The sequence below is a fragment of the Actinomadura sp. DC4 genome (assembly GCF_030406325.1).
Lineage (GTDB): Bacteria > Actinomycetota > Actinomycetes > Streptosporangiales > Streptosporangiaceae > Actinoallomurus.
On sequence record NZ_JAUEQY010000015.1, the window covers coordinates 17,382 to 37,781 of the forward strand.

The 20,400-nt window shown below is 74.4% G+C and carries 8 protein-coding genes; 3 read left to right on the forward strand and 5 right to left on the reverse strand.

The genetic code is table 11. From position 1 onward, the window contains the following. Positions 1 to 3 precede the first annotated feature (3 nt). From QWU11_RS24130 to QWU11_RS24145, 4 genes are all read right to left on the reverse strand, one after another. Positions 4 to 996 carry a Gfo/Idh/MocA family oxidoreductase gene (locus tag QWU11_RS24130; protein WP_290116664.1) on the reverse strand — a complete coding sequence of 331 codons (993 nt, stop codon included), beginning with the start codon at positions 994 to 996 and terminating at the stop codon, positions 4 to 6. Continuing rightward, entirely contained in the window at positions 986 to 1,978 is a 993-nt protein-coding gene (gene rfbB, locus QWU11_RS24135; RefSeq protein WP_290116665.1) for a dTDP-glucose 4,6-dehydratase, read from the reverse strand. Before rfbB ends, QWU11_RS24130 begins: the two co-directional genes overlap by 11 nt. Further along, positions 1,979 to 2,887 (reverse strand): glucose-1-phosphate thymidylyltransferase RfbA, encoded by a 909-nt coding sequence (gene rfbA, locus QWU11_RS24140; protein ID WP_290116666.1) that lies wholly within the window; start codon positions 2,885 to 2,887, stop codon positions 1,979 to 1,981. Between the two features lie 395 nt (positions 2,888 to 3,282). Then, the gene (locus tag QWU11_RS24145; protein ID WP_290116667.1) at positions 3,283 to 4,812 is read right to left on the reverse strand and encodes an MFS transporter; all 1,530 of its coding nucleotides are present in this window, start codon (positions 4,810 to 4,812) and stop codon (positions 3,283 to 3,285) included. A 120-nt stretch (positions 4,813 to 4,932) separates the two neighbouring features. Between QWU11_RS24145 and QWU11_RS24150 the strand changes: the two genes are divergently transcribed. After that, complete coding sequence (locus tag QWU11_RS24150; RefSeq protein WP_290116668.1) at positions 4,933 to 5,673, forward strand: TetR/AcrR family transcriptional regulator C-terminal domain-containing protein; 741 nt, start codon at positions 4,933 to 4,935, stop codon at positions 5,671 to 5,673. Positions 5,674 to 5,685: 12 nt separating this feature from the next. Here QWU11_RS24150 and QWU11_RS24155 read toward each other — a convergent pair whose 3' ends face one another. Further along, positions 5,686 to 6,702 carry an alpha/beta fold hydrolase gene (locus QWU11_RS24155; protein ID WP_290116669.1) on the reverse strand — a complete coding sequence of 339 codons (1,017 nt, stop codon included), beginning with the start codon at positions 6,700 to 6,702 and terminating at the stop codon, positions 5,686 to 5,688. Positions 6,703 to 7,066: 364 nt separating this feature from the next. On the opposite strand from QWU11_RS24155, the gene QWU11_RS24160 reads away from it, so the two are divergent. Together QWU11_RS24160 and QWU11_RS24165 are read left to right on the forward strand one after the other, a co-directional pair. Then, a complete protein-coding gene (locus QWU11_RS24160) occupies positions 7,067 to 14,023 on the forward strand; it encodes a type I polyketide synthase (RefSeq protein WP_290116670.1) in 6,957 nt (2,318 codons plus the stop codon). A gap of 13 nt (positions 14,024 to 14,036) precedes the next feature. Continuing rightward, positions 14,037 to 20,399: a type I polyketide synthase gene (locus QWU11_RS24165; RefSeq protein ID WP_290116671.1), complete on the forward strand. Its 6,363-nt coding sequence runs from the start codon at positions 14,037 to 14,039 to the stop codon at positions 20,397 to 20,399. The last annotated feature ends 1 nt before the right edge of the window (position 20,400 follow it).

Consider the following 20,400-nt stretch of genomic DNA (forward strand, 5'->3'; position numbering starts at 1 on the left):
ACCTCAGACCGTGAAGCGCAGGGCCTTCTCCTCGGCCGCGGCGACCATGCGGGCCTGGTGCAGGCTCGCCTCGGCGTGGGCGTCGACCGCCTCGCCGGTGCGCACCGCGAGCGCGAAGCCGGCGATGACGTTCGCGAACTGGTCGTCGGCGGGCAGCGTGATCTCCTCGTAGCGGTCCTGCCGCTCGGTCCGTACCACGGGCCGGAACGCCGGGGGCGGCGTGAACGCCCGGTCGAGCAGGAGGCGGCCACCGCTCCCGGCGAACTCACAGCTCGCGCGGTAGGAGTGCTCCATGCCGAAGTGCAGGTCGGCCGTCGTGCCCCGGGGAGTGCAGGCGAGAACGCGCCCGGACACCACCGCGCCGGTCGCGCCGTGCAGGCGCAGGACGGCGGCGGTGACGTCGAGGTCGTGGCCGAGATAGTGGAGCGCGGCGCGGATCGGGTAGATGCCGATGTCCAGCAGCGCCCCGCCGCCCACGTCCGGCCGGTAGCGGATGTCGTCCTCGGGCAGCGGCGGGATGGTGAAGGTGCCGGTGAAGCCGCGCAGCTCGCCGGCGACGCCGTCGGCGAGCATCTTCTGCACGGTGGCGTGCTGGGAGTGGTGGGGGAACGCGACGTTCTCCATCAGCACCAGGCCGCGTGAGCGCGCGAGCCGCAGCAGCCGCTCGGTGTCGGCGCGGTCGCCGGTGAGCGGCTTCTCGACCAGCACGTGCTTGCCGGCCGTGAGCGTCCGCTCGACCCATCCGGCGTGCAGCATCGCGGGCAGCGGCACGTACACGGCCTCGATCGCGGAGGAGGCGAGCAGCGCGTCGTAGTCCGGCTCGGCGGCGCAGCCGAACCGGCCGGCGAACGCGGCGGCCTTCGCCGGGTCCCGGCTGGCGACGGCGACGAGCCGGACGCCCGGGGCGGCGGACAGGGCCGGCAGCATGCGGCGCTGCGCGATGTCCGCGCAGCCCAGCACGCCGATCGGGACGGGCGCGCCGTCGTCAGACCGCATGTTCGACGCTCGCTTCGGGCTCGCGGTGCTTCAGCGGCTCCCACCAGTCGCGGTTCCGCCGGTACCACTCCACGGTATCGGCGAGGCCGCGCTCGACGTCGTGCCGCGGCCGGTAGCCGAGCTCGGTCTGGGCCTTGTCGTCCTGGATCGAGTAGCGCCGGTCGTGGCCCTTGCGGTCGGGAACGTGGCGGACCCGGCTCCAGTCGCCGCCGCAGGCCGCCAGCAGTAGCTCGGTGAGCCGGCGGTTGCTCAGCTCGGTGCCGCCGCTGATGTTGTAGATCTCGCCGGGCCGCCCGGCCACGCGCACCAGGTCCACCGCGCGGCAGTGGTCCTCGACGTGCAGCCAGTCGCGGCGGTTCAGGCCGTCGCCGTACAGCGGGACGTCGTGACCGTCGAGCAGGTTGGTGATGAACAGCGGGATGATCTTCTCGGGGAACTGGCGCGGGCCGTAGTTGTTGGTGCACCGGGTGACCCGGACGTCCAGGCCGTGGGTGCGGTGGTAGGCGAGGGCGACCATGTCCGAGGCGGCCTTGGAGGCCGCGTACGGCGAGGTGGGGTCCAGCGGGTCGCTCTCGGCCCGCGACCCGGTCTCGACCGAGCCGTAGACCTCATCGGTCGAGACGTGCACGAAGGTCTCCACCTCGTGCCGCAGGGCCGCGTCCAGCAGGGTCTGTGTGCCCAGCACGTTGGTGCTCACGAACTCCTTGGCTGCGGCGATCGAGCGGTCCACGTGGGACTCGGCCGCGAAGTGCACGACCTGGTCCGCCTCGGCCATGAGCTCGCCGACCAGGCGTGCGTCGCGCACGTCGCCGTAGACGAACCGCAGCCGCGGCTCGGTGAGGTCGAGGTTGTCGACGGTCCCGGCGTAGGTCAGCCGGTCCAGGACCGTCACCCGTGAGATGCCGGCCGCGTCGGGCCCCAGGAGCGTGCGCACGTAGGTGGAGCCGATGAAACCGGCGGCGCCGGTCACGAGGATGTTCATTCACCAGTCCTCGGTGGCTCGCGCTGACGCGGGGAGCCGCTTGTAGAAGCGGGCACAATCCATCAGATACCGTCCGTACGGCGAGGCGGCCATCTCGGTGCCCAGCCGGTAGCAGTCGTCGGGGCTGATGAAGCCCATGTGCATGGCGATCTCCTCGACGCACCCGATCCGTGTGCCCTGCCGTCGCTGGACGTCGCGCACGAACAGCCCTGCCTCCAGCAGCGACTCGTGCGTGCCGGTGTCCAGCCAGGTGACGCCCCGGCCAAGCCACATCAGATCGGCCCGGCCCTCGTCCATGTAGGCGCGGAGCACGTCGGTGATCTCCAGTTCGCCCCGGGGCGAGGGGGCGAGGCGCTTGGCGACGTCCACGACCCCGCCGTCGAAGAAGTAGAGGCCGGGGATGGCGAGGTTGGAGCGCGGCTCGGCCGGCTTCTCCTCGATCGCGACCAGCTTCCCGTCCTCGTCCACCTCGGCCACGCCGAACTGCTCGGGGTCGGCGACCTGGTGGCCGAACAGCACACAGCCGTTCAGCCGCGCGGCGCTGCGCCGCAGCAGGGACGGCAGGTTCGCGCCGTGGAAGAGGTTGTCGCCGAGGATCAGCGCGTTGTCCTCGCCCTGGATGTGGTCGGCGCCGACCAGGAACGCGTCGGCGATCCCGCGTGGCTCGTCCTGCCCCGCGTAGACGATGGACATCCCCAGCCTGCCGCCGTCGCCGAAGAGCTTGTGGAACAGCGGAAGCTCGGCCGGGCGGGAAATGATCAGGACGTCGGAGATCCCGGCGAGCATGAGCATCGACAGCGGATAGTAGATCATCGGCTTGTCGTATACCGGGGCGAGCTGCTTGGACCTGACGAGCGAAAGGGGCTGTAATCGGGTGCCGTTGCCGCCCGCGAGAATGATCCCCTTCATCGGCTGCCCGGCGATCCGGGTGCGCCTCGCCCAGGGGCCGTGCCGACGGCCGCGGCCCGCGGGGCCCTGTCGTCGAGGTCGTGCATCGAGCACCCTCCTCAAGATCCGTTACTCCCATCGTTGGCCCCTGCCCTAAAGGCACGCCAAACGTGTGCGAAGGGGCGGCCGGGTCGCATCGCGCGGGTGAGGCGGCGGGTTCATCGGCGCCGCGGGGAGGTCGCCCCGTATCGCCGCGATCCCGCGGCCGCTCGCGTCAGGGGAGGGTGGCAGGTCCGGCACGCCCGTGGTGGCGGTCCCAGACGCCGGCAGGATGTCCGTACGCCGAGGGGCCGGCGCCATCCGGCGCCGGCCCCTCGGGACGTGGTCGAGGGCTCCGCCGCGGAGCCCTCCGGGTGTCAGCTCACGCCGCTGTCCACCGTCTCCGCGGTGGCCGGCTCGGCCGTGGCGGGGTGCGGTGTCAGCACGGTCATGGCGAGGAGCGCCGCGGCCAGGATGCCGATCGCCCCGACGACCGCGGTGGACCCCATGCCGTCGACGAAGGCGCGCTGCGCGGCGCGCGCCAGGCCGGCGTCGTGGCGGGCCGCCGCGGTCACCAGCGCCTCTCCGATGGAGTCGCGCGCCTTTCCGGTGATGTTGTGGGGCAGCTTGGCGGCGTAGAAGGCCGTCAGGACCGTGCCCAGGATGGCCACGCTGAGGGCCTGGCCCGTCTGCGAGACGGTGTCGTTGACGGCGGAGCCGACACCCGCCCGCTCGGGCGGCAGCGCGCCCAGCAGCGTGGCGTAGGCCGCGGGCCCGACCGTACCGCTGCCGGCGCCGATGCCCACGAGCGCGTAGACCAGCTTCAGGTAACCGTCGCCCGGAGAGACCAGGGCGAGCAGCGCGAAGCCCGCCGACAGCAGGACGAGCCCGGTGACGATGGCGGCCCGTGCGCCCCACCTCTTGTTGATCATCACGCCGAGGCCGTTGAAGGCGACCGCGCTGATGATCAGGGGGATGAAGGCGACGCCGGTCTTCAGCGCGCTGTAGCCGAGGACGAACTGCAGGAACTGGGTGAGCGCGAGCAGCAGCCCGCCGGAGGAGAGCGCGACCAGCACGAGCGACATGCTGGCGCCGACGAAGTTGCGGTTGCGGAACAGCTTCAGCGGCAGCATCGGGTACGACGCGGCGCCCTGCCAGAAGGCGAAGCCGGCCAGCCCGCCGACCGCCAGCACGATGGCGACGATGGTCGGCGCGGACGACCAGCCGTCACGCTGGGAGGAGATGATGCCGTAGATCAGCGCCGCCATCCCGACGATGGACAGGACCGAGCCGAGGATGTCGGGACGGTTCGACGGGCCGCGCGTCTCGGGGATGATCAGCAGCGCGGCGACGACGGCCACCACGGCGATGGGGATGTTGAGGAGGAACACCGACCCCCACCAGAAGTGCTGCAGCAGCACGCCGCCGAGGAGGGGCGCGCCCAGCGCGCCGAGCATGAGGACCGAGCTCCAGATCGCGATGGCCTTCTTGCGCTCCTCCTCGTCGAAGACCGTGGTGAGGATGGACAGCGTCCCCGGCATGATGAACGCCGCGCCCGCGCCCATGAGCGCCCGGGAGGCGATGAGCTGGCCGGTCGTCGAGGCGAACGCGGTGGGGATCGAGGCGCCGCCGAACAGCACCAGCCCGATGATCAGGCAGAGGCGCCGGCCGTAACGGTCGGACAGGCCGCCCGCGGTGAGCAGCAGCCCGGCGAACACCACGATGTAGGCGTCGAGGACCCACTGCACGTCGGCGATGCTCGTGTTCAGGCTGCGGATCAGCGACGGGATCGCGACGGTGAGCACCGCGTTGTCCATGACGGTGACGAACAGGCTCAGGGACAGGACGGCGAGGATCCACCAACGCCGTGGGTCGGGGGTCGTCGGTTCAGTTTGAGGAGATGACACGGTGTCTCCACTCGCACGTTGTTTGACTACTCATACGGCGTACGATGTCATCGTACAGCGTGTGATGGAAGGTAGTCTGAATTGGTGAAACGCAGATCGCTCATCGCGTAAGGACGGGGAATGGCGCGAGATACCGATCCCATCGCCACCTCGGTCTGGATACGCCCGTCGAGGTCGCTGCGGGGGCAGCCCACGCTGAGCCTGGACCAGATCGTGTCGGCGGCGATCGAGTTGCTCGACGCCGAGGGCCTCGACGGAATGAGCATGCGCCGGCTCGGCGCCCGGCTGGGGGCCGGGGCGACCTCCGCCTACTGGTACGTCAGGAACAAGAGCGAGCTGCTCGAGCTGGCCATCGACAAGGTCATGGGTGAGATCGACATCCCCGACGCCGCCGAGGTCGGCTGGCGGACGGCGGCCGGCGCCAGCGCGCGGGAGTACCGCTCCGCGGTCCTGCGCCACCCGTGGATGATCGGCGTGCTCGGCGTCCTGCCCGCCATCGGCCCCAACGCGATGCGGATGAGCGATCGGATGATCAAGGCGTTGACGGCGGCCGGGTTCGCGGGGGAGGAGCTGGCGTTCGCCAGCTCGATGCTGGCCTCCCACGCCGTCGGCTCGGCGATGACCGAGGTTGCGATGCGCGCAGCCTCGGCCCGCGCCGAGAAGAGCCCGAACGAGCTCGTGGCGGAGCTGGAGCCCTACATCCGGAGCCTTGAGGCCGACTATCACAGCTACGTGGCGCTCTGGACGGAGAACAAGGGCATGGACATGGAGAGGCTCCAGGACGACGGTTTCGACTTCGGGCTGGACCGCCTGCTCGACGGCCTGCAGGCGTGGCTCGACCGGCCGGAGGGCCGGGACTGACCGGGCGCCGGATCAGCCGAAGTTCGTCTTCAGCCAGGCGAGCATGAGGGCGTCGGTCTGCGGCGCCGTCGTCGACAGGGCGAGGTCGTGGCCGGTGCCCGGGATCATCTCGACGGTCAGGTGCGCCTCCGGCTTGTAGAACTGCCCCTCATACGCCTTGACGCTGGCGGGGTCGGAGCAGTCGTACAGCGTGACGTTGACGCACTGGGCGCGGTCGCGCTGGCCGGACATCAGCAGAACCGGCACCGTGATGTCCATCGGGGTCGGCAGGACGGGGCTCGCCGTCAGCGTGGCCACGTCCTTGTTCGCCTCGTCGGCAGCGATCACGTTCGGGTCCGACGTCGCCGGGTCGTAGAAGAAGTCCCGTGTCCCCGGAATCGACGTGACGTAGCCGGAGTCGAGACCGGAGCCGGCGAACTTCGGGTCCTGCACGGCCGGGTAGATGACGGAGCCGGCGTCGGGATTGATCCCGTGCAGGCCGCCCGTCAGGATCGTGGCGTCCACGTCGTGGTAGCGCGAGATCTCGTACATGGCGTGGTAGGACCCGTTGGAGTGCCCGATCCACGCCACGCGGGAGAAGGCGTGGCCGTCCAGGGAGCCCGCGCGGAGCTTGGTGATGACGTCGTGCAGCGCGACGGCGCCGGCCGGGATGTCGAGCTGGGCGCTCGGCGGGTGTGAGCTGTTGCCGTCGCCGATCCGGTCGACGTTGAACGTCGCGTATCCCGCGCCGGCCGCCGCCTTGACGTAGGAGTAGAGGCCGTTCCCGACCGGGAAGTCCCAGTACACGTGGTTGTACATGGAACCGTGCACCAGCAGCTGCACCTTGGAGGGCCGGGTGGAGCCCGGGTAGCACAGCCGCCCCCACAAGGTCTGGTCGGCCGGCCCCGGATCGGCGATGCGCACGTGGAGCGTGTACGTCGAGCACGTGGGTGTGGTCGCGGCACGTACCGGCATCGCCAGGGCGAGCAGCGTCCCGCAGACGAGCGCGAACGCGAGAGCCAGCTGCCTGACGCGGACTGAACGGGTCATGGGCGTCTCCTGTACGGGTTCGGGGAGGGAGTGGGCATGCCGAACCTGCCGTCCGCCGTGGAGGCCGCGCGGCGGTGACGGCCCCGGCCGGGAAGCGGCCGGGGTGGTTCGGGGGTCGCGACGAGGCGAGAACGGTCTCCTCACCGTGCTGGTGAGCTCGTTGCGTCGCCTGTGCGATGTGACTTCGGCCGAATTGTGCGCGTCCGAGGTAAAGCTCCGCTAGAGCCGCGTCCCTCCGCACATGTTTGGCGTGCCTTTAGGGCGGGGGCCAACGATGAGGGGCCGAAGCGAGAGCGATTTCCAGGCGGGAGTGCCTCGATGACAGTCCAGCACCATGCGTTGCCCGACCGCCGCGGGTCGCGCGATGGCTAGGGCGCGTCCCGAGGTTCCGAGCGCCGGCGCGGCTCCCATCGCGGTCATCGGCCTTGCCTGCCGGCTGCCGAACGCGCCGGACCCGGCCGCCTTCTGGCGGCTGCTGAGCCACGGAGAGAGCGCGATCGGGGAGATGCCGGCCGACCGCGGCCGCGCCGCCCCGGCACCCGGCGACGACGGCGCGCCCCGCGTCTGGCCCGGCGGGTTCCTCGACGACGTGGCCTCCTTCGACGCGGAGTTCTTCGGCATCTCGCCGCGCGAGGCGGTGTCGATGGACCCCCAGCAGCGCCTCGTGCTGGAGCTGACCTGGGAGGCGCTGGAAGACGCCGGTATCCGCCCGCCGTCCCTGGCGGGCAGCGACACCGGCGTGTTCGTCGGCGCGATCTGGAACGACTACGCCACGCTGCTCCGCCGGTCCTCGCTCGGCGGGAGCGCACGCCACGCGATGACCGGCATGCACCGCAGCATCATCGCCAACCGCGTCTCGTACGGGTACGACCTGCGCGGGCCGAGCCTGCACATCGACACCGCGCAGTCCTCGTCACTGGTCGCGGTGCACGTCGCGAGCGAGAGCCTCCGCCGCGGCGAGTGCTCGCTCGCGCTGGCCGGCGGCATCAACCTCATCCTCGACGAGGACAGCATGGAGATGGCCGCCCAGTTCGGCGGCCTGTCCCCGGACGGCCGTTGCTACACGTTCGACGCGCGGGCCAACGGCTTCGTCCGTGGCGAGGGCGGCGGAGTCGTGCTGCTCAAGCCGCTGGACGCGGCGCTGCGCGACGGCGACCCCGTGTACTGCGTGATCCTCGGCGGCGCCATGAACAACGACGGGAGCACGGACGCGCTGACGGTGCCCAGCACGGCGGCGCAGGAGCACGTGCTGCGCGAGGCGTACCGGGCCGCGGGCGTGTCGCCGGCGGACGTCCAGTACGTCGAGCTGCACGGAAGCGGCACCCCCGTCGGCGACCCGGTGGAGGCCGCCGCGCTCGGCGCGGTCCTCGGGGCCGGCCGTGACGCGCCGCTGCCCGTGGGCTCGGTCAAGACGAACATCGGGCATCTGGAGGGCGCCGGCGGAATCGCCGGGCTCATCAAGACGGCGCTGAGCCTGAGGCACGAGCGGTTGCCGCAGAGCCTCAACTTCAGCACGCCGAACCCGAAGATCCCCCTGGACCGGCTCGGGCTGCGGGTGCAGGACCGGCTGACCGGCTGGCCGTACCCGGACCGTCCCCTGCTCGCGGGCGTCAGCTCGTTCGGCATGGGCGGGACCAACTGCCACCTCCTGCTCGGCGCGGCGCCGGAGGAGCCGGTGGCGGGTGCCACCCGTTCCGGGGACACCGCCGACGTCCCCTGGCCGCTGTCGGGAACGAGCCGCGCGGCGCTGGCGGCGCAGGCCGGGCGGCTTCGCCGGCACCTCGCCGAGCACCCGGACCTCGATCCCGCCGACGTCGGGTACTCCCTCGGCACCTCGCGTTCGGCGTTCGCCTGCCGGGCGGTGGTCCTCGGCGAGAACGCCGAGGAGCGGCTCGACCGGCTCGCCGCCCTGGAACGCGGCGACGACGCGGCCGGTCCGGGAGACGGCGGCGTGGCCCTGCTCTTCAGCGGCCCCGGGAGCGAGCGCGCGAGGACGGGCCAGGCCCTGTACGAGGCCCACCCGCGGTTCGCCCAGGCGCTGGACGACGTGTGGGCGGAGCTCGACCCCCACCTCGAACGGCCGCTCCGCGAGGTCACCTTCGCCGGCGACGGCCCGCTGGACCAGGCGCCGTACGCCCACGCCGCCGTGTTCGCGCTCGACGTGGCGCTGTACCGGCTCGCCGAGTCGTGGGGGCTCGGCGCGGACGTCGTGATGGGGCACTCGGCCGGGGAGGTGGCCGCCGCGCACGTCGCCGGCGCGCTGCCGCTCGCGGAGGCGTGCGCACTCGTCGTGGCCCTGGGCCGGCTCGCCCAGGACGCGGAGGGCGCGCTCGACGAGCTTCGTACCGTGGTGTCGGACCTGACCGTCTCCGCCCTCGCCGTCCCGGTCGTCTCCGGGGTGACCGGCCGCCCGGTCACCGTCGGCCGGCTCGGCTCCGCGGATCACTGGGCCGAGTGCGTACGGGAGTCCGGAGGGCTCGCGGCCGGACTCGATTTCCTGCGCGAAGGCGGCGCCGGCGTGTTCCTGGAGCTCGGGCACGGCGAACGGCTCGCCGCCATGGCGCGCGACCACGTGGCGGCGGGCCCCGGTCCGGTCGTGCTCGCGGCGCTGGAGGGCGACCGGCCGGAGAGCGCCGCGTTCGCCGCCGCCATGGCCGGGGCGTACGTTCAGGGCGCCGACCTGGACTGGGAACAGGTGTTCGCGGGCCGGGAGTGCCGGCGAATCGGCCTGCCGACGTACGCGTTCCAGCGCAGCCGGTACTGGCCCGACGCCCTGCCGGCACCCACGACAACGACGACACCGGCACCGGCGGCGGCGGACCGGGAGGCCCCCGCGCGGGCCCCGGGCGAGGGCTCGCCATTCACCCGGCGCCTCGCCGCGCTGAACGACGCGGACCGCGACCGGGCGCTGCTGGAGACGGTGCTGACGCACGTCGCCGTCGTCCTCGGGCACGCCACACCGGCCGCCGTCGACCCCCGCCTGACCTTCAAACAGCTCGGCTTCGACTCGATCGCGGGCACGGAGCTGTCCCAGCGGCTCGGCACCGCGACCCAGCTGCCGCTTCCCACGACCCTGACCTTCGACCACCCGACGCCGCACGCCGTCGCCGGGCATCTGCGCGACCGGGTCCTGCGCGCCCCTGCCGCCCCGGCCGACGGCCCCGGCCACGGCACGGCCGACGACGCGATCGCGATCGTGGGCATGGCCTGCCGGTACCCGGGCGCGGGTTCGCCCGAGGAGCTGTGGGACCTGGTGGCCGGCGAGGAGGACGCGGTCGGCGCGTTCCCGGCCAACCGCGGCTGGGACCTCTCGGCGCTGTTCGACGAGGACCCGGACCGGTCGGGGTGCAGCTACACCCGTGAGGGCGGGTTCCTCTACGACGCGGACCTGTTCGACGCCGCGTTCTTCGGGATCAGCCCGCGTGAGGCCGTGGCGATGGATCCGCAGCAGCGGCTGCTGCTGGAGACCGCCTGGCAGGCGTTCGAGCGGACCGGCGTCGACGCGGGCTCGCTCCGCCGCAGCGCGACCGGCGTGTTCGTCGGCGCGACCACCCAGGACTACGGCCCGCGCATGCACGAGGCGTCCCAGGACCTCGACGGCCAGCTGCTGACCGGTACGACGCCCAGCGTGATGGCGGGCCGGCTGGCCTTCTCGTTCGGCCTGGAGGGGCCGGCGATGACGGTGGACACGGCGTGTTCGTCCTCGCTGGTGGCGATGCACCTGGCGTGCCAGTCGCTGCGGCAGGGGGAGTGCTCCCTGGCGCTCGCCGGCGGCATCACGGTGATGGCCACCCCGGGCATGTTCGTGGAGTTCTCGCGGCAGCGGGGCCTGTCGCCGGACGGCCGGTGCAAGGCCTTCTCCAAGGCCGCGGACGGTACGGGCTGGGCCGAGGGCGTGGGCCTGGTCGTGCTGGAGCGGCTGTCGGACGCGGAGCGCAACGGGCACCGGATCCTCGCGATCGTCCGCGGCTCGGCGATCAACCAGGACGGCGCCAGCAACGGGCTCACCGCGCCCAACGGCCCCTCCCAGGAACGTGTCATCCGCCGGGCGCTCGCCAACGCCCGGCTGGCGGCGGCCGACGTCGACGTGATCGAGGCGCACGGCACCGGCACCACCCTGGGCGACCCCATCGAGGCCAACGCGCTGCTCGCGACGTACGGGCAGGGCCGGCGACAGGACCGGCCGCTGTGGCTGGGGACGGTCAAGTCCAACATCGGGCACACGCAGGCGGCGGCCGGTGTGGCGGGTGTGATCAAGATGGTGATGGCGCTGCGGCACGGGGTGCTGCCCACCACCCTGCACGTGGACGAGCCGTCGCCGCACGTGGACTGGTCCGCGGGCGAGGTGCGGCTGCTGACCGAGGCGGTGGACTGGCCGGAGAACGGCCGCCCCCGCCGCGCGGGGGTCTCCTCGTTCGGGATCTCCGGCACCAACGCCCACCTGATCGTCGAGCAGGCGCCGGACCACCGCGGATCGGAGCCGACGGCACCCCTGTGGGTGCTTTCGGCGCGGTCGGCGCAGGCCCTGCGCGCGCAGGCCGAACGGCTGGCCGAGCACGTGACCGCCCGCCCCGAGCTGACCTCCGCCGAGGTGGGGTGGTCGCTGATCAGGACGCGGTCGGTGTTCGAGCACCGGGCGGCGGTGATCGGGCAGGACCGCGGGCGGTTGCTCGCCGGCCTGGCCGCGCTGGCCGAGGACGCGCCGGACGCCGACGTCGTGACCGGAGCCGCGGGCGCGGCCGGCGCCGATCCGGTGCTGGTCTTCCCCGGGCAGGGCTCGCAGTGGGCCGGGATGGGCGCGGAACTGCTGGACTCCTCGCCGGTCTTCGCAGCGCGCGCCGCCGAGTGCGAGCGGGCTCTGGCGCCGTACGTGGACTGGTCCCTGACCAGGGTGCTGCGCGGCGACGGCGCGGAGCTGAGCCGCGTCGACGTCGTCCAGCCGGCGCTGTGGGCGGTCATGGTCTCGCTGGCCGCGCTCTGGGCCGAGTACGGAGTACGCCCGGCCGCGGTGATCGGCCACAGCCAGGGCGAGATCGCCGCCGCGTGCGTGGCCGGCGCGCTGTCGATCGAGGACGCCGCCCGGATCGTCGCGGTGCGCAGCCAGGCGCTGCGCAGCCTGTCCGGCGGAGGGGCGATGGCCTCGCTGCGCGCGACCGAGGCGGACGTGAGGCGGCTCCTGGAACAGGTGGACGGCGTGGCCGTGGCGGCCGTCAACAGCCCGTCGGCGACCGTGATCTCGGGCCCGCCCGAGCCGGTGAAGGCCGTCGTGGCCGCCGCGGAGGAACAAGGGCTGAGAGCCCGCCTGATCGACGTGGACTACGCCTCGCACGGCCCCCAGGTCGACGAGATCACCGAGGAGCTCGGCGTGGCGCTGGAGGGCATCGCCCCCATGGCCGCGACGGTGCCGTTCTACTCGACCGTCACCGCGGAGCGGATCGACACCACCACCCTCGACGCCGGCTACTGGGTCACCAACCTGCGCGAGCAGGTGCGCTTCGCCGACACCGTCGCGGCGCTGCTCGCCGACGGTCACCGGGTCTTCGTCGAGTCCAGCCCGAACCCGGTCCTGACGCCCGGGATCGGGGAGTGCGCGGAGGAGGCGGACACCACGGCCGCGGCGCTGCCGACGATCCGCCGCGACCAGGGCGGTCCCGCGCAGGTCATCAGGGCGCTCGCCGGCGCGTTCGCCGCCGGCGTCGACGTCGACTGGACCCGCTGCTTCCCCACCGACCCGCCGCCGACGGTCGTCGACCTTCCCACCTACGCCTTCCAGCGGGAGAGCTACTGGCTGTCCGTGACGCGCGGGGGCGCGGACGCGGTGAACCCCTCCGACCTCGGCCTGAGCGGGACCGGCCACCCCGTGCTCGGCGCCGCCTTCGACCCGGCCGGCGGTGTCGGCCGCGTGCTCACGGGCCGGGTGTCGGGGCGGCGGCAGCCCTGGCTCACCGACCACGTCATCGCGGACACCCTGCTGGTCCCGGGCGCCGCGCAGCTCGAATGGGCGCTGCGCGCCGCCGACGAGACCGGCTGCGCGACCGTCGAGGAACTCGTCATCCACACGCCCCTGGCGGTCCCCGAGCCGAGCGGCCTGAGCGTCCAGGTGGTGGTCGGCGCCGCCGGGGAGGACGGCCGGCGCGAGGTGGGCGTGTACTCGCGCGCCGACGCCGGGTGGACCTGCCATGCGACCGGTGTGCTCGGCGCCGTGCCCACCGGCCCGGGCGAGCCGCCGGCCGCCGCGTGGCCGCCCGCCGGGGCCGAGCCCGTCGACCTCGCCGGCTTCTACGACCGGACCGCCGCCGCCGGCTACGGCTACGGCCCCGTCTTCCAGGGGCTGCGCGCGATGTGGCGGGACGGCGCCGACCTGCTCGCCGAGGTCGAGCTGCCCGAGGCCGAGGCCGAGGAGTTCGGCGTCCACCCGGCGCTGCTCGACGCGGTGCTCCACCCGCTGCTGGTCGGCCGGCTCGGCGACGAGGGCGTCTGGCTCCCCTTCACGTGGAACGAGGTGGTCCTGCACGCCGCGGGGGCGACGTCGGTCCGCGTGCGCCTGTCGCCGCTCGGCGACGCGCTGGATCACGGGGTGCGGCTGACGGTGACCGACCCGGCCGGCGGGCCCGTGCTCGACGCGGTGGTCACCCTCCGCCAGGCCGACGGAGAGCGACTGCAGGCCGCGGGCGAGCGCGCGCGTACGGACGACGGACCCGCGAACGGCGGGCCGGTGCGGCGGCCGGTCGCGGCGGCCGCGAACGGCGGCCGATCGGCGGACCTGGCCGGCCGGCTGGCCGGCCTCGCCAAGGAGGAACGGCGCCGCATGGTGCTCGACCTGGTACGCGGCCACTCGGCCGCGGTGCTCGGCCACGCCGACGCGGCCCGGGTGAGCCCCGAGGCGACCTTCACGGAGCTGGGCCTCGGCTCGGTCATGGCCGTGGAGCTGCGTGACCGGCTCGTCTCGGCCACCGGGCTCGCCCTCCCCGCCGCCCTGATCTTCGGCCATCCGACTCCGAAGGACGTCGCGGGCGAGCTGCTGCGCCGCGCCGCCACCGGCGGCGGCACCGCGCGCCGGGGTCAGGCCGGCCCGCTGCTCGGCGAGGTGGCCCGGCTGGAGTCGGCGCTCGCCGCGGTCGACGCGGCCGACGGCGACCACGACGCGGTGGCGGCCCGCCTGGAACGCCTGCTCGACACGTGGAAGGAGGCGCGCCGGGCGGCGAAGGAGAACGGGGCCGGCCCGGGGGCCGGCGAGGACGCCGACGCCGCGGACCGGCTGCGGTCCGCCTCCACCGAGCAGGTCCTGGACTTCATCGACAAAGAGCTTGGAGCCTCCTGAACGGTGATACGCCATGGAGAATGAGGACCGGCTGGTCGACTACCTGAAGCGGGTCGCGGCCGAACTGCACGACACCCGCCGCAAGCTGCGGCAGGTGGAGGAGCGGTCCGCCGAGCCGATCGCCATCGTCGGCATGGCCTGCCGCTATCCCGGCGGGGTCGACTCGCCCGAGGCGCTCTGGAACCTCGTGGCCGGCGGGGGAGAGGCACTGACGGAGTTCCCGGCCGACCGCGGCTGGGACCTGGACACGCTGTTCCACTCCGACCCGGACCACCACGGGACCAGCTACCTGCGGCGCGGCGGCTTCATGCGGGACGCCGACTCCTTCGACGCGGAGTTCTTCGGGATCAGCCCGCGCGAGGCGCTGGCGATGGATCCGCAGCAGCGCGTGATGCTGGAGACCTCCTGGGAGGCCTTCGAGCGCGCCGGGATCGACCCGGCCTCGCTGCGCGGCACGCGGACGGGCGTGTACGCGGGCATGTCCGGCGAGGACTACCTGTCCGGTCTGGCGCGCATCCCGGAGGGGTTCGAGGGGCACGCCACCACCGGCCGCAGCACCAGCGTCATCTCCGGCCGCGTCGCCTACACACTCGGGCTGGAGGGCCCGGCCCTGACCGTCGACACCGCGTGCTCGGCCTCGCTGGTCTCCGTGCACCTCGCGTGCCAGGCGCTGCGGCAGGACGACTGCTCCCTGGCGCTCGCCGGCGGGGTGCTGGTGCTGGCCACCCCCGCCCTGTTCACCGAGTTCTCCCGGCAGCGCGGGCTCGCGCCGGACGGCCGCTGCAAGCCGTTCGCCGCGGACGCGGACGGGACGGTGTTCGCCGAGGGCGCCGGCCTGCTGCTGCTCGAACGCCTGTCGGACGCGCGCCGCAACGGGCGGCGGATCCTCGCGGTGATCCGCGGCTCGGCGGTCAACCAGGACGGCGCCAGCAACGGGCTGACCGCGCCCAACGACCTCGCGCAGGAAGAGGTGATCCGGCACGCGCTGGCCGGCGCGCGCCTGACGCCGGGCGACGTGGACGCGATCGAGGCGCACGGCACCGGCACCCGGCTCGGCGACCCGATCGAGGTCCAGGCGCTGCTGGCCGCGTACGGGCAGGACCGTGAGCCGGACCACCCGCTGTGGCTGCGCTCGGTCAAGGCCAACATCGGGCACACCGTCGCCGCGGCGGGCTCCGCCGGCCTGATCACGATGGTGATGGCGATGCGGAAGGGCCTGCTGCCCGCCACCGCCAACGTCGAGGAGCCGACGCCGTACGCCGACTGGGACGCCGGCACGGTCCGCCTGCTCACCGAGGACACCCCGTGGCCTCGTACGGAGCGTCCGCGTCGTGCCGCGGTCTCCTCGTTCGCGATCTCCGGGACGAACGCCCACCTGATCGTGGAGGAGGCCCCGGAGGAGCCCGAGTCCGAGGCCCACGGCCGTGAGCCCGACGTCGGCGTCTGGACGCTGTCGGCCCGCGGCCCGCGGGCGCTGCGGGCGCAGGCGCGGCGGCTGACGGACTTCCTGGCGGACCACGACGACGTGACGCCGGCGGAGGTGGGCTGGTCGCTGGCGACCACGCGCGCGGCGTTCGAGCACCGCGCCGTGGTCGTGGGAGACGACCCGCGCGACCTGCCGGCCGGGCTGGCGGCGCTGGCCGCCGGCGAGCCGCACCCCGCTCTCGTGCCGGGCCAGGCCGCCGGATCGGACGCCGTGCTGGTGTTCCCGGGGCAGGGGGCGCAGTGGGCGGGCATGGGGGCCGCCCTGCTGGAGTCCTCACCGGTCTTCGCAGCGCGCGTCGAAGAGTGCGAACGGGCCCTGGCGCCGTACGTGGACTGGTCCCTGACCGGGGTGCTGCACGGCGCCGGCGCGGAGCTGAGCCGCGTCGACGTGGTGCAGCCGGCGTTGTGGGCCGTGATGGTGGGCCTGGCGGCGGTCTGGGCCCACCACGGCGTACGGCCCGCCGCCGTCGTCGGCCACAGCCAGGGGGAGATCGCCGCGGCCTGCGTCGCCGGTGCCCTCTCCCTCGAGGACGCCGCCATGATCGTCGCCGTACGGAGCAAGGCGCTGCGCCGCCTGTCCGGCGCCGGCGCGATGGCCTCCGTCGGCGCGGACGCCGAGGAGGTCACCCGGCTGCTGGACGGGGCCGAGGGCGCGGGGATCGCGGCGGCCAACGGCCCGCGCTCCACCGTCATCTCCGGCGAGCCCGGCCGGGTGGCGGCGGTCGTCGCGGCGGCGCAGGAGCACGGCCTCCGGGCGCGGCTGATCGACGTGGACTACGCCTCGCACGGCCCGCAGGTCGACACGATCGCGGACGAGCTGACCGAGGCGCTCGCGGGCATCGCGCCGACGGCGTCAGACGTGGCGTTCTACTCGACCGTCACCGGCGGCCGGATCGACACGACCACGCTCGACGCCGCGTACTGGATCACCAACCTGCGCCGGCCCGTACGCTTCGCCGACACGGTCCGGGCGCTGCTGGACGACGGCCACCGGGTCTTCGTCGAGGCCAGTCCCCATCCGGTGCTCACGGTGGGGATGGAGGAGACGTTCGAGGCGGCCGATGTGACCGCCGTCGCCGTGCCGACGCTGCGGCGCGACGAGGGGGACCTCACCCGGCTCGCCCGCTCTCTCGGCGAGGCGTTCACCGCCGGCCTCGGCGTCGACTGGGCCACCTGGTTCCCCGCAGATCCGGCGCCCAGGACCGTCGACCTGCCGACATACGCCTTCCAGCGCACGCGCTACTGGCTGGCCGACCGGGCCGGGACGCAGGCCGGCGCGGGGTCGGGACATCCGTTGCTGCCGGTCTCGGTCGCGCGGGCCGACGGCGGGCGCATGCTGACCGGCCGGCTGTCCGCCGGCGGCTGGATCTCCCAGCACGTGGTCGCGGGCGGCACGCTGCTGCCCGCCGCCGCCCTGGTGGAGTGGGTGCTGCGGGCCGCCGACGAGGCCGGCTGCGGAGGCGTGGAGGAGCTGACGCTGCGCGAGCCCGTCTTCCTGCCCGCCTCGCGCGCGCTGCACGTCCAGGTCCTGGTCGAGGCCCCCGGGGACGACGGCCGCCGCGAGGTGCGGGTCTACTCCGGCGCCGACGCCGGCGCGGCCGAGTGGACGACGCACGCGACGGGCCTGCTCGTGCCGGCCGGGCCCGAGCCGACCCGCGAGGACACATGGCCGCCCGCCGGGGCCGAGCCGGTGTCCGTCGAGGACTTCTACGAGCGCGCCGCCGCCGCGGGATACGACTACGGCCCGGCGTTCCGCGGCCTGCGCGCCGTCTGGCGGCAGGGCCGCGACCTGCTCGCCGAGGTGACGCTGCCGGAGGCCGCCGGTGACGCCGGCGGTTTCGGCGTCCATCCCGCCCTGCTCGACGCGGCGCTGCAGCCGATCCTGCTGACGGGGCCGCTGGAGACGGGCCGGCTGTCGCTGCCGTTCGCCTGGTCCGGCGTCGCGCTGCACGCGGCCGGCGCCACGGCGGCCCGCGTACGGATCTCCGCACTGGGCGAGCGGCCCGAGGACGGCGTACGCATCGGCGTCATGGACGCGGCCGGGGCCCCGGTGCTGACCGCCGAGTCGGTCGTGCTGCGCCCGGCGAGCGCCGACCGGCTGCGGCGCATGCCCGACGGGCTCTTCACCGTGGACTGGACGCCGCTGCCCGAGCCGGCCGAGCTGCCGGCCGCGGAGGACTGGGTGGCTCTCGACGCCCTCGACGCCGACGCCGCCGTGCCGCCGGTCGCCACGGTCCGCGTGGACGGCGGGGAGGGACAGGACGCGGCCGGGCGCGCGCTCGGCGTGCTCCAGGACTGGCTGGCCGAGCCGCGGCTGAACGAGTCCCGGCTCGTGCTGGTGACGCGCGGCGCGGTCGCGACGGACGACCCCGACCTGGGCGGCGCCGCGGTGTGGGGGCTGGTCCGCAGCGCCCAGTCGGAGAACCCCGGCCGGTTCGTCCTGCTCGACGCGGAGAACGACGACGACGTGACCGAGGCCGTACGGCGGGCGCTCGCGGCCGGCGAGCCGCAGGCGGCGGTGCGCGACGGCCGGGTGCTCGTGCCCCGGATGACGCCGGCGCGCGAGCCCGCCGAGCTGTCGGGCCCGGCCGGTGAGAAGGCGTGGCGGCTCGCCGCCGGGGCGGACGCGACCCTCGACGGCGTGTCGGCGGTGCCGTGCCCCGAGGTGCTGGAGCCGCTGGCCCCGGGCACGATCCGGGTCGACGTACGGGCCGCCGGCGTGAACTTCCGCGACGTCCTGATCGGGCTCGGCATGTACCCCGACGAGGACGCGCAGCCGGGCAGCGAGGGCGCGGGCGTGGTGCTCGACGTCGCGGACGACGTGACCGGCCTGGCCCCCGGGGACCGGGTGTTCGGGTTGGTCGGCGGGGCGTTCGGCCCGATCGCGGTGGCCGACGCGCGTACCGTCGTCCCCGTCCCGGGCGGGTGGGACTTCCGGCAGGCCGCGGCGACGCCCGTCGCGTTCCTCACCGCCTGGTACGGCCTCGTGGACCTGGGCGGGCTGCGATCGGGGCAGCGCGTGCTCATCCACGCCGCCACCGGCGGCGTCGGGATGGCGGCGGTGCAGATCGCCCGCCACCTCGGCGCGGAGGTGTTCGCGACGGCCGGCCCCGCCAAGCACCCGGTCCTGGAGGAGATGGGGATCGACGAGGCGCACCGGGCGTCCTCCCGCGACGCGGGCTTCGAGGACGCCTTCCGGCGCGCCACCGGCGGCGACGGCGTCGACGTGGTGCTCAACAGCCTGGCCGGGGAGCTCACCGACGCCTCGCTGCGGCTGCTCGCACCCGGCGGCCGGTTCGTCGACATGGGCAAGACCGACGTCCGGGAGCCGGACGGCCACCCGGGAGTCTCCTACACCGCCTTCGACCTGCTGGCGCACGCCGGGCCGGAGCGCGTCGGCGCGATGCTCGCCGACGTCGTCGGCCTGTTCGCCGCCGGGACGCTGCGGCCGCTGCCGGCACGGGCGTGGCCGCTCGGCCGGGCCCGCGAGGTGTTCCGGTTGATGAGCCAGGCCCGGCACACGGGCAAGCTCGTCCTGGACGTGCCACCCGCCGTGGACCCGGACGGCACCGTGCTCATCACCGGCGGCACCGGCACGATCGGCTCGGCGGTGGCCGAGCACCTGGCGCGGACCCGGCAGGTCGCCCGGCTGGTCCTGGTCAGCCGGAGCGGCCCCGGCGCGCCCGGCGCGGCCGACCTGGTCACCCGGCTGGAGAAGCTGGGCGCCGAGGCGCGCGTCGTCGCGGCGGACGTCACCGACCCCGGCGCCGTACGGGCACTGGTCGCCGGCGTCGACCCGGCGCACCCGCTGACCGGCGTCGTCCACACCGCCGGCGCGCTCGACGACGCGATGGTCCGGTCGCTGACGCCCGGCCACATCGCCCGAGTGTGGGCGGCCAAGGCCGGCGCGGCGCGGCACCTGCACGAGGCGACGGCGGACCTGCGGCTCGGCATGTTCGTCGTCTGCTCCTCCTTCGCCGCCACGCTGGGCACGCTCGCGCAGGCCAACTACGCCGCCGCCAACGCCTACCTCGACGCCCTCGCCGCGCACCGGCGCGCCCGCGGGCTGGCGGGCGTGTCCATCGCCTGGGGCCTGTGGGCGGAGATCAGCGGGCTCACCGGGAAGCTGACCGAGGCCGACCTCGCGCGTTTCGCCCGCTTCGGGATCAGGCCGCTGCCCACGGACGACGGGGTCGCGCTCTTCGACGCCGCCCACCGCGACGGGCGTCCCGCGATGGTCGCGCTCGCGTTCGACGCGGGCGCCCTGGCCGGCCGCCCCGCCGAGGAGCTCCCCGCGCCGCTGCGCGCCCTCGCGGCGCCCGGCGCCCGGCCCGGCCGTCCCGCGGCGGCGTCGGCGGCCCCGCCGGACGAGGTGTCCGCGCGGCTGCGCGGCATGGCCCCGCCGGAACGGCGGAAGGCGCTGGTCACCCTCGTCCGCGCCAACGCGGCGACCGTGCTCGGACACGGCGACTCCGGTGCCGTCTCACCCGACGCGACGTTCAAGGCCCTCGGCTTCGACTCCCTCACCGCCGTCGAGCTGCGCAACCGGCTCGGCGCGGCGACGGGGCTGCGCCTGCCGGCCGCGGTCGTCTTCGACTACCCGCAGATCGCCCAGCTCGCCGACCACCTGCTCGAACAGCTCGCGCCGGACGACCCGGGCGCTCCGGCCGGCGACCCGACCGCCCCGGTGCTGGGCGACCTGACGCGACTGGAGCGCACGCTGACCGCGGCGGACGACCTGGACGTCGACGCGGTCACGGCACGCCTGGAGGCGCTGCTCACGCGGTGGAAGGCGAGCCGCGCGTCCGGCGACGGCGAGGCGGCGGACCGGCTGCGCGCGGCCGACGCCGGCCAGATCCTCGACTTCATCGACAACGAATTGGGCGTGTGAT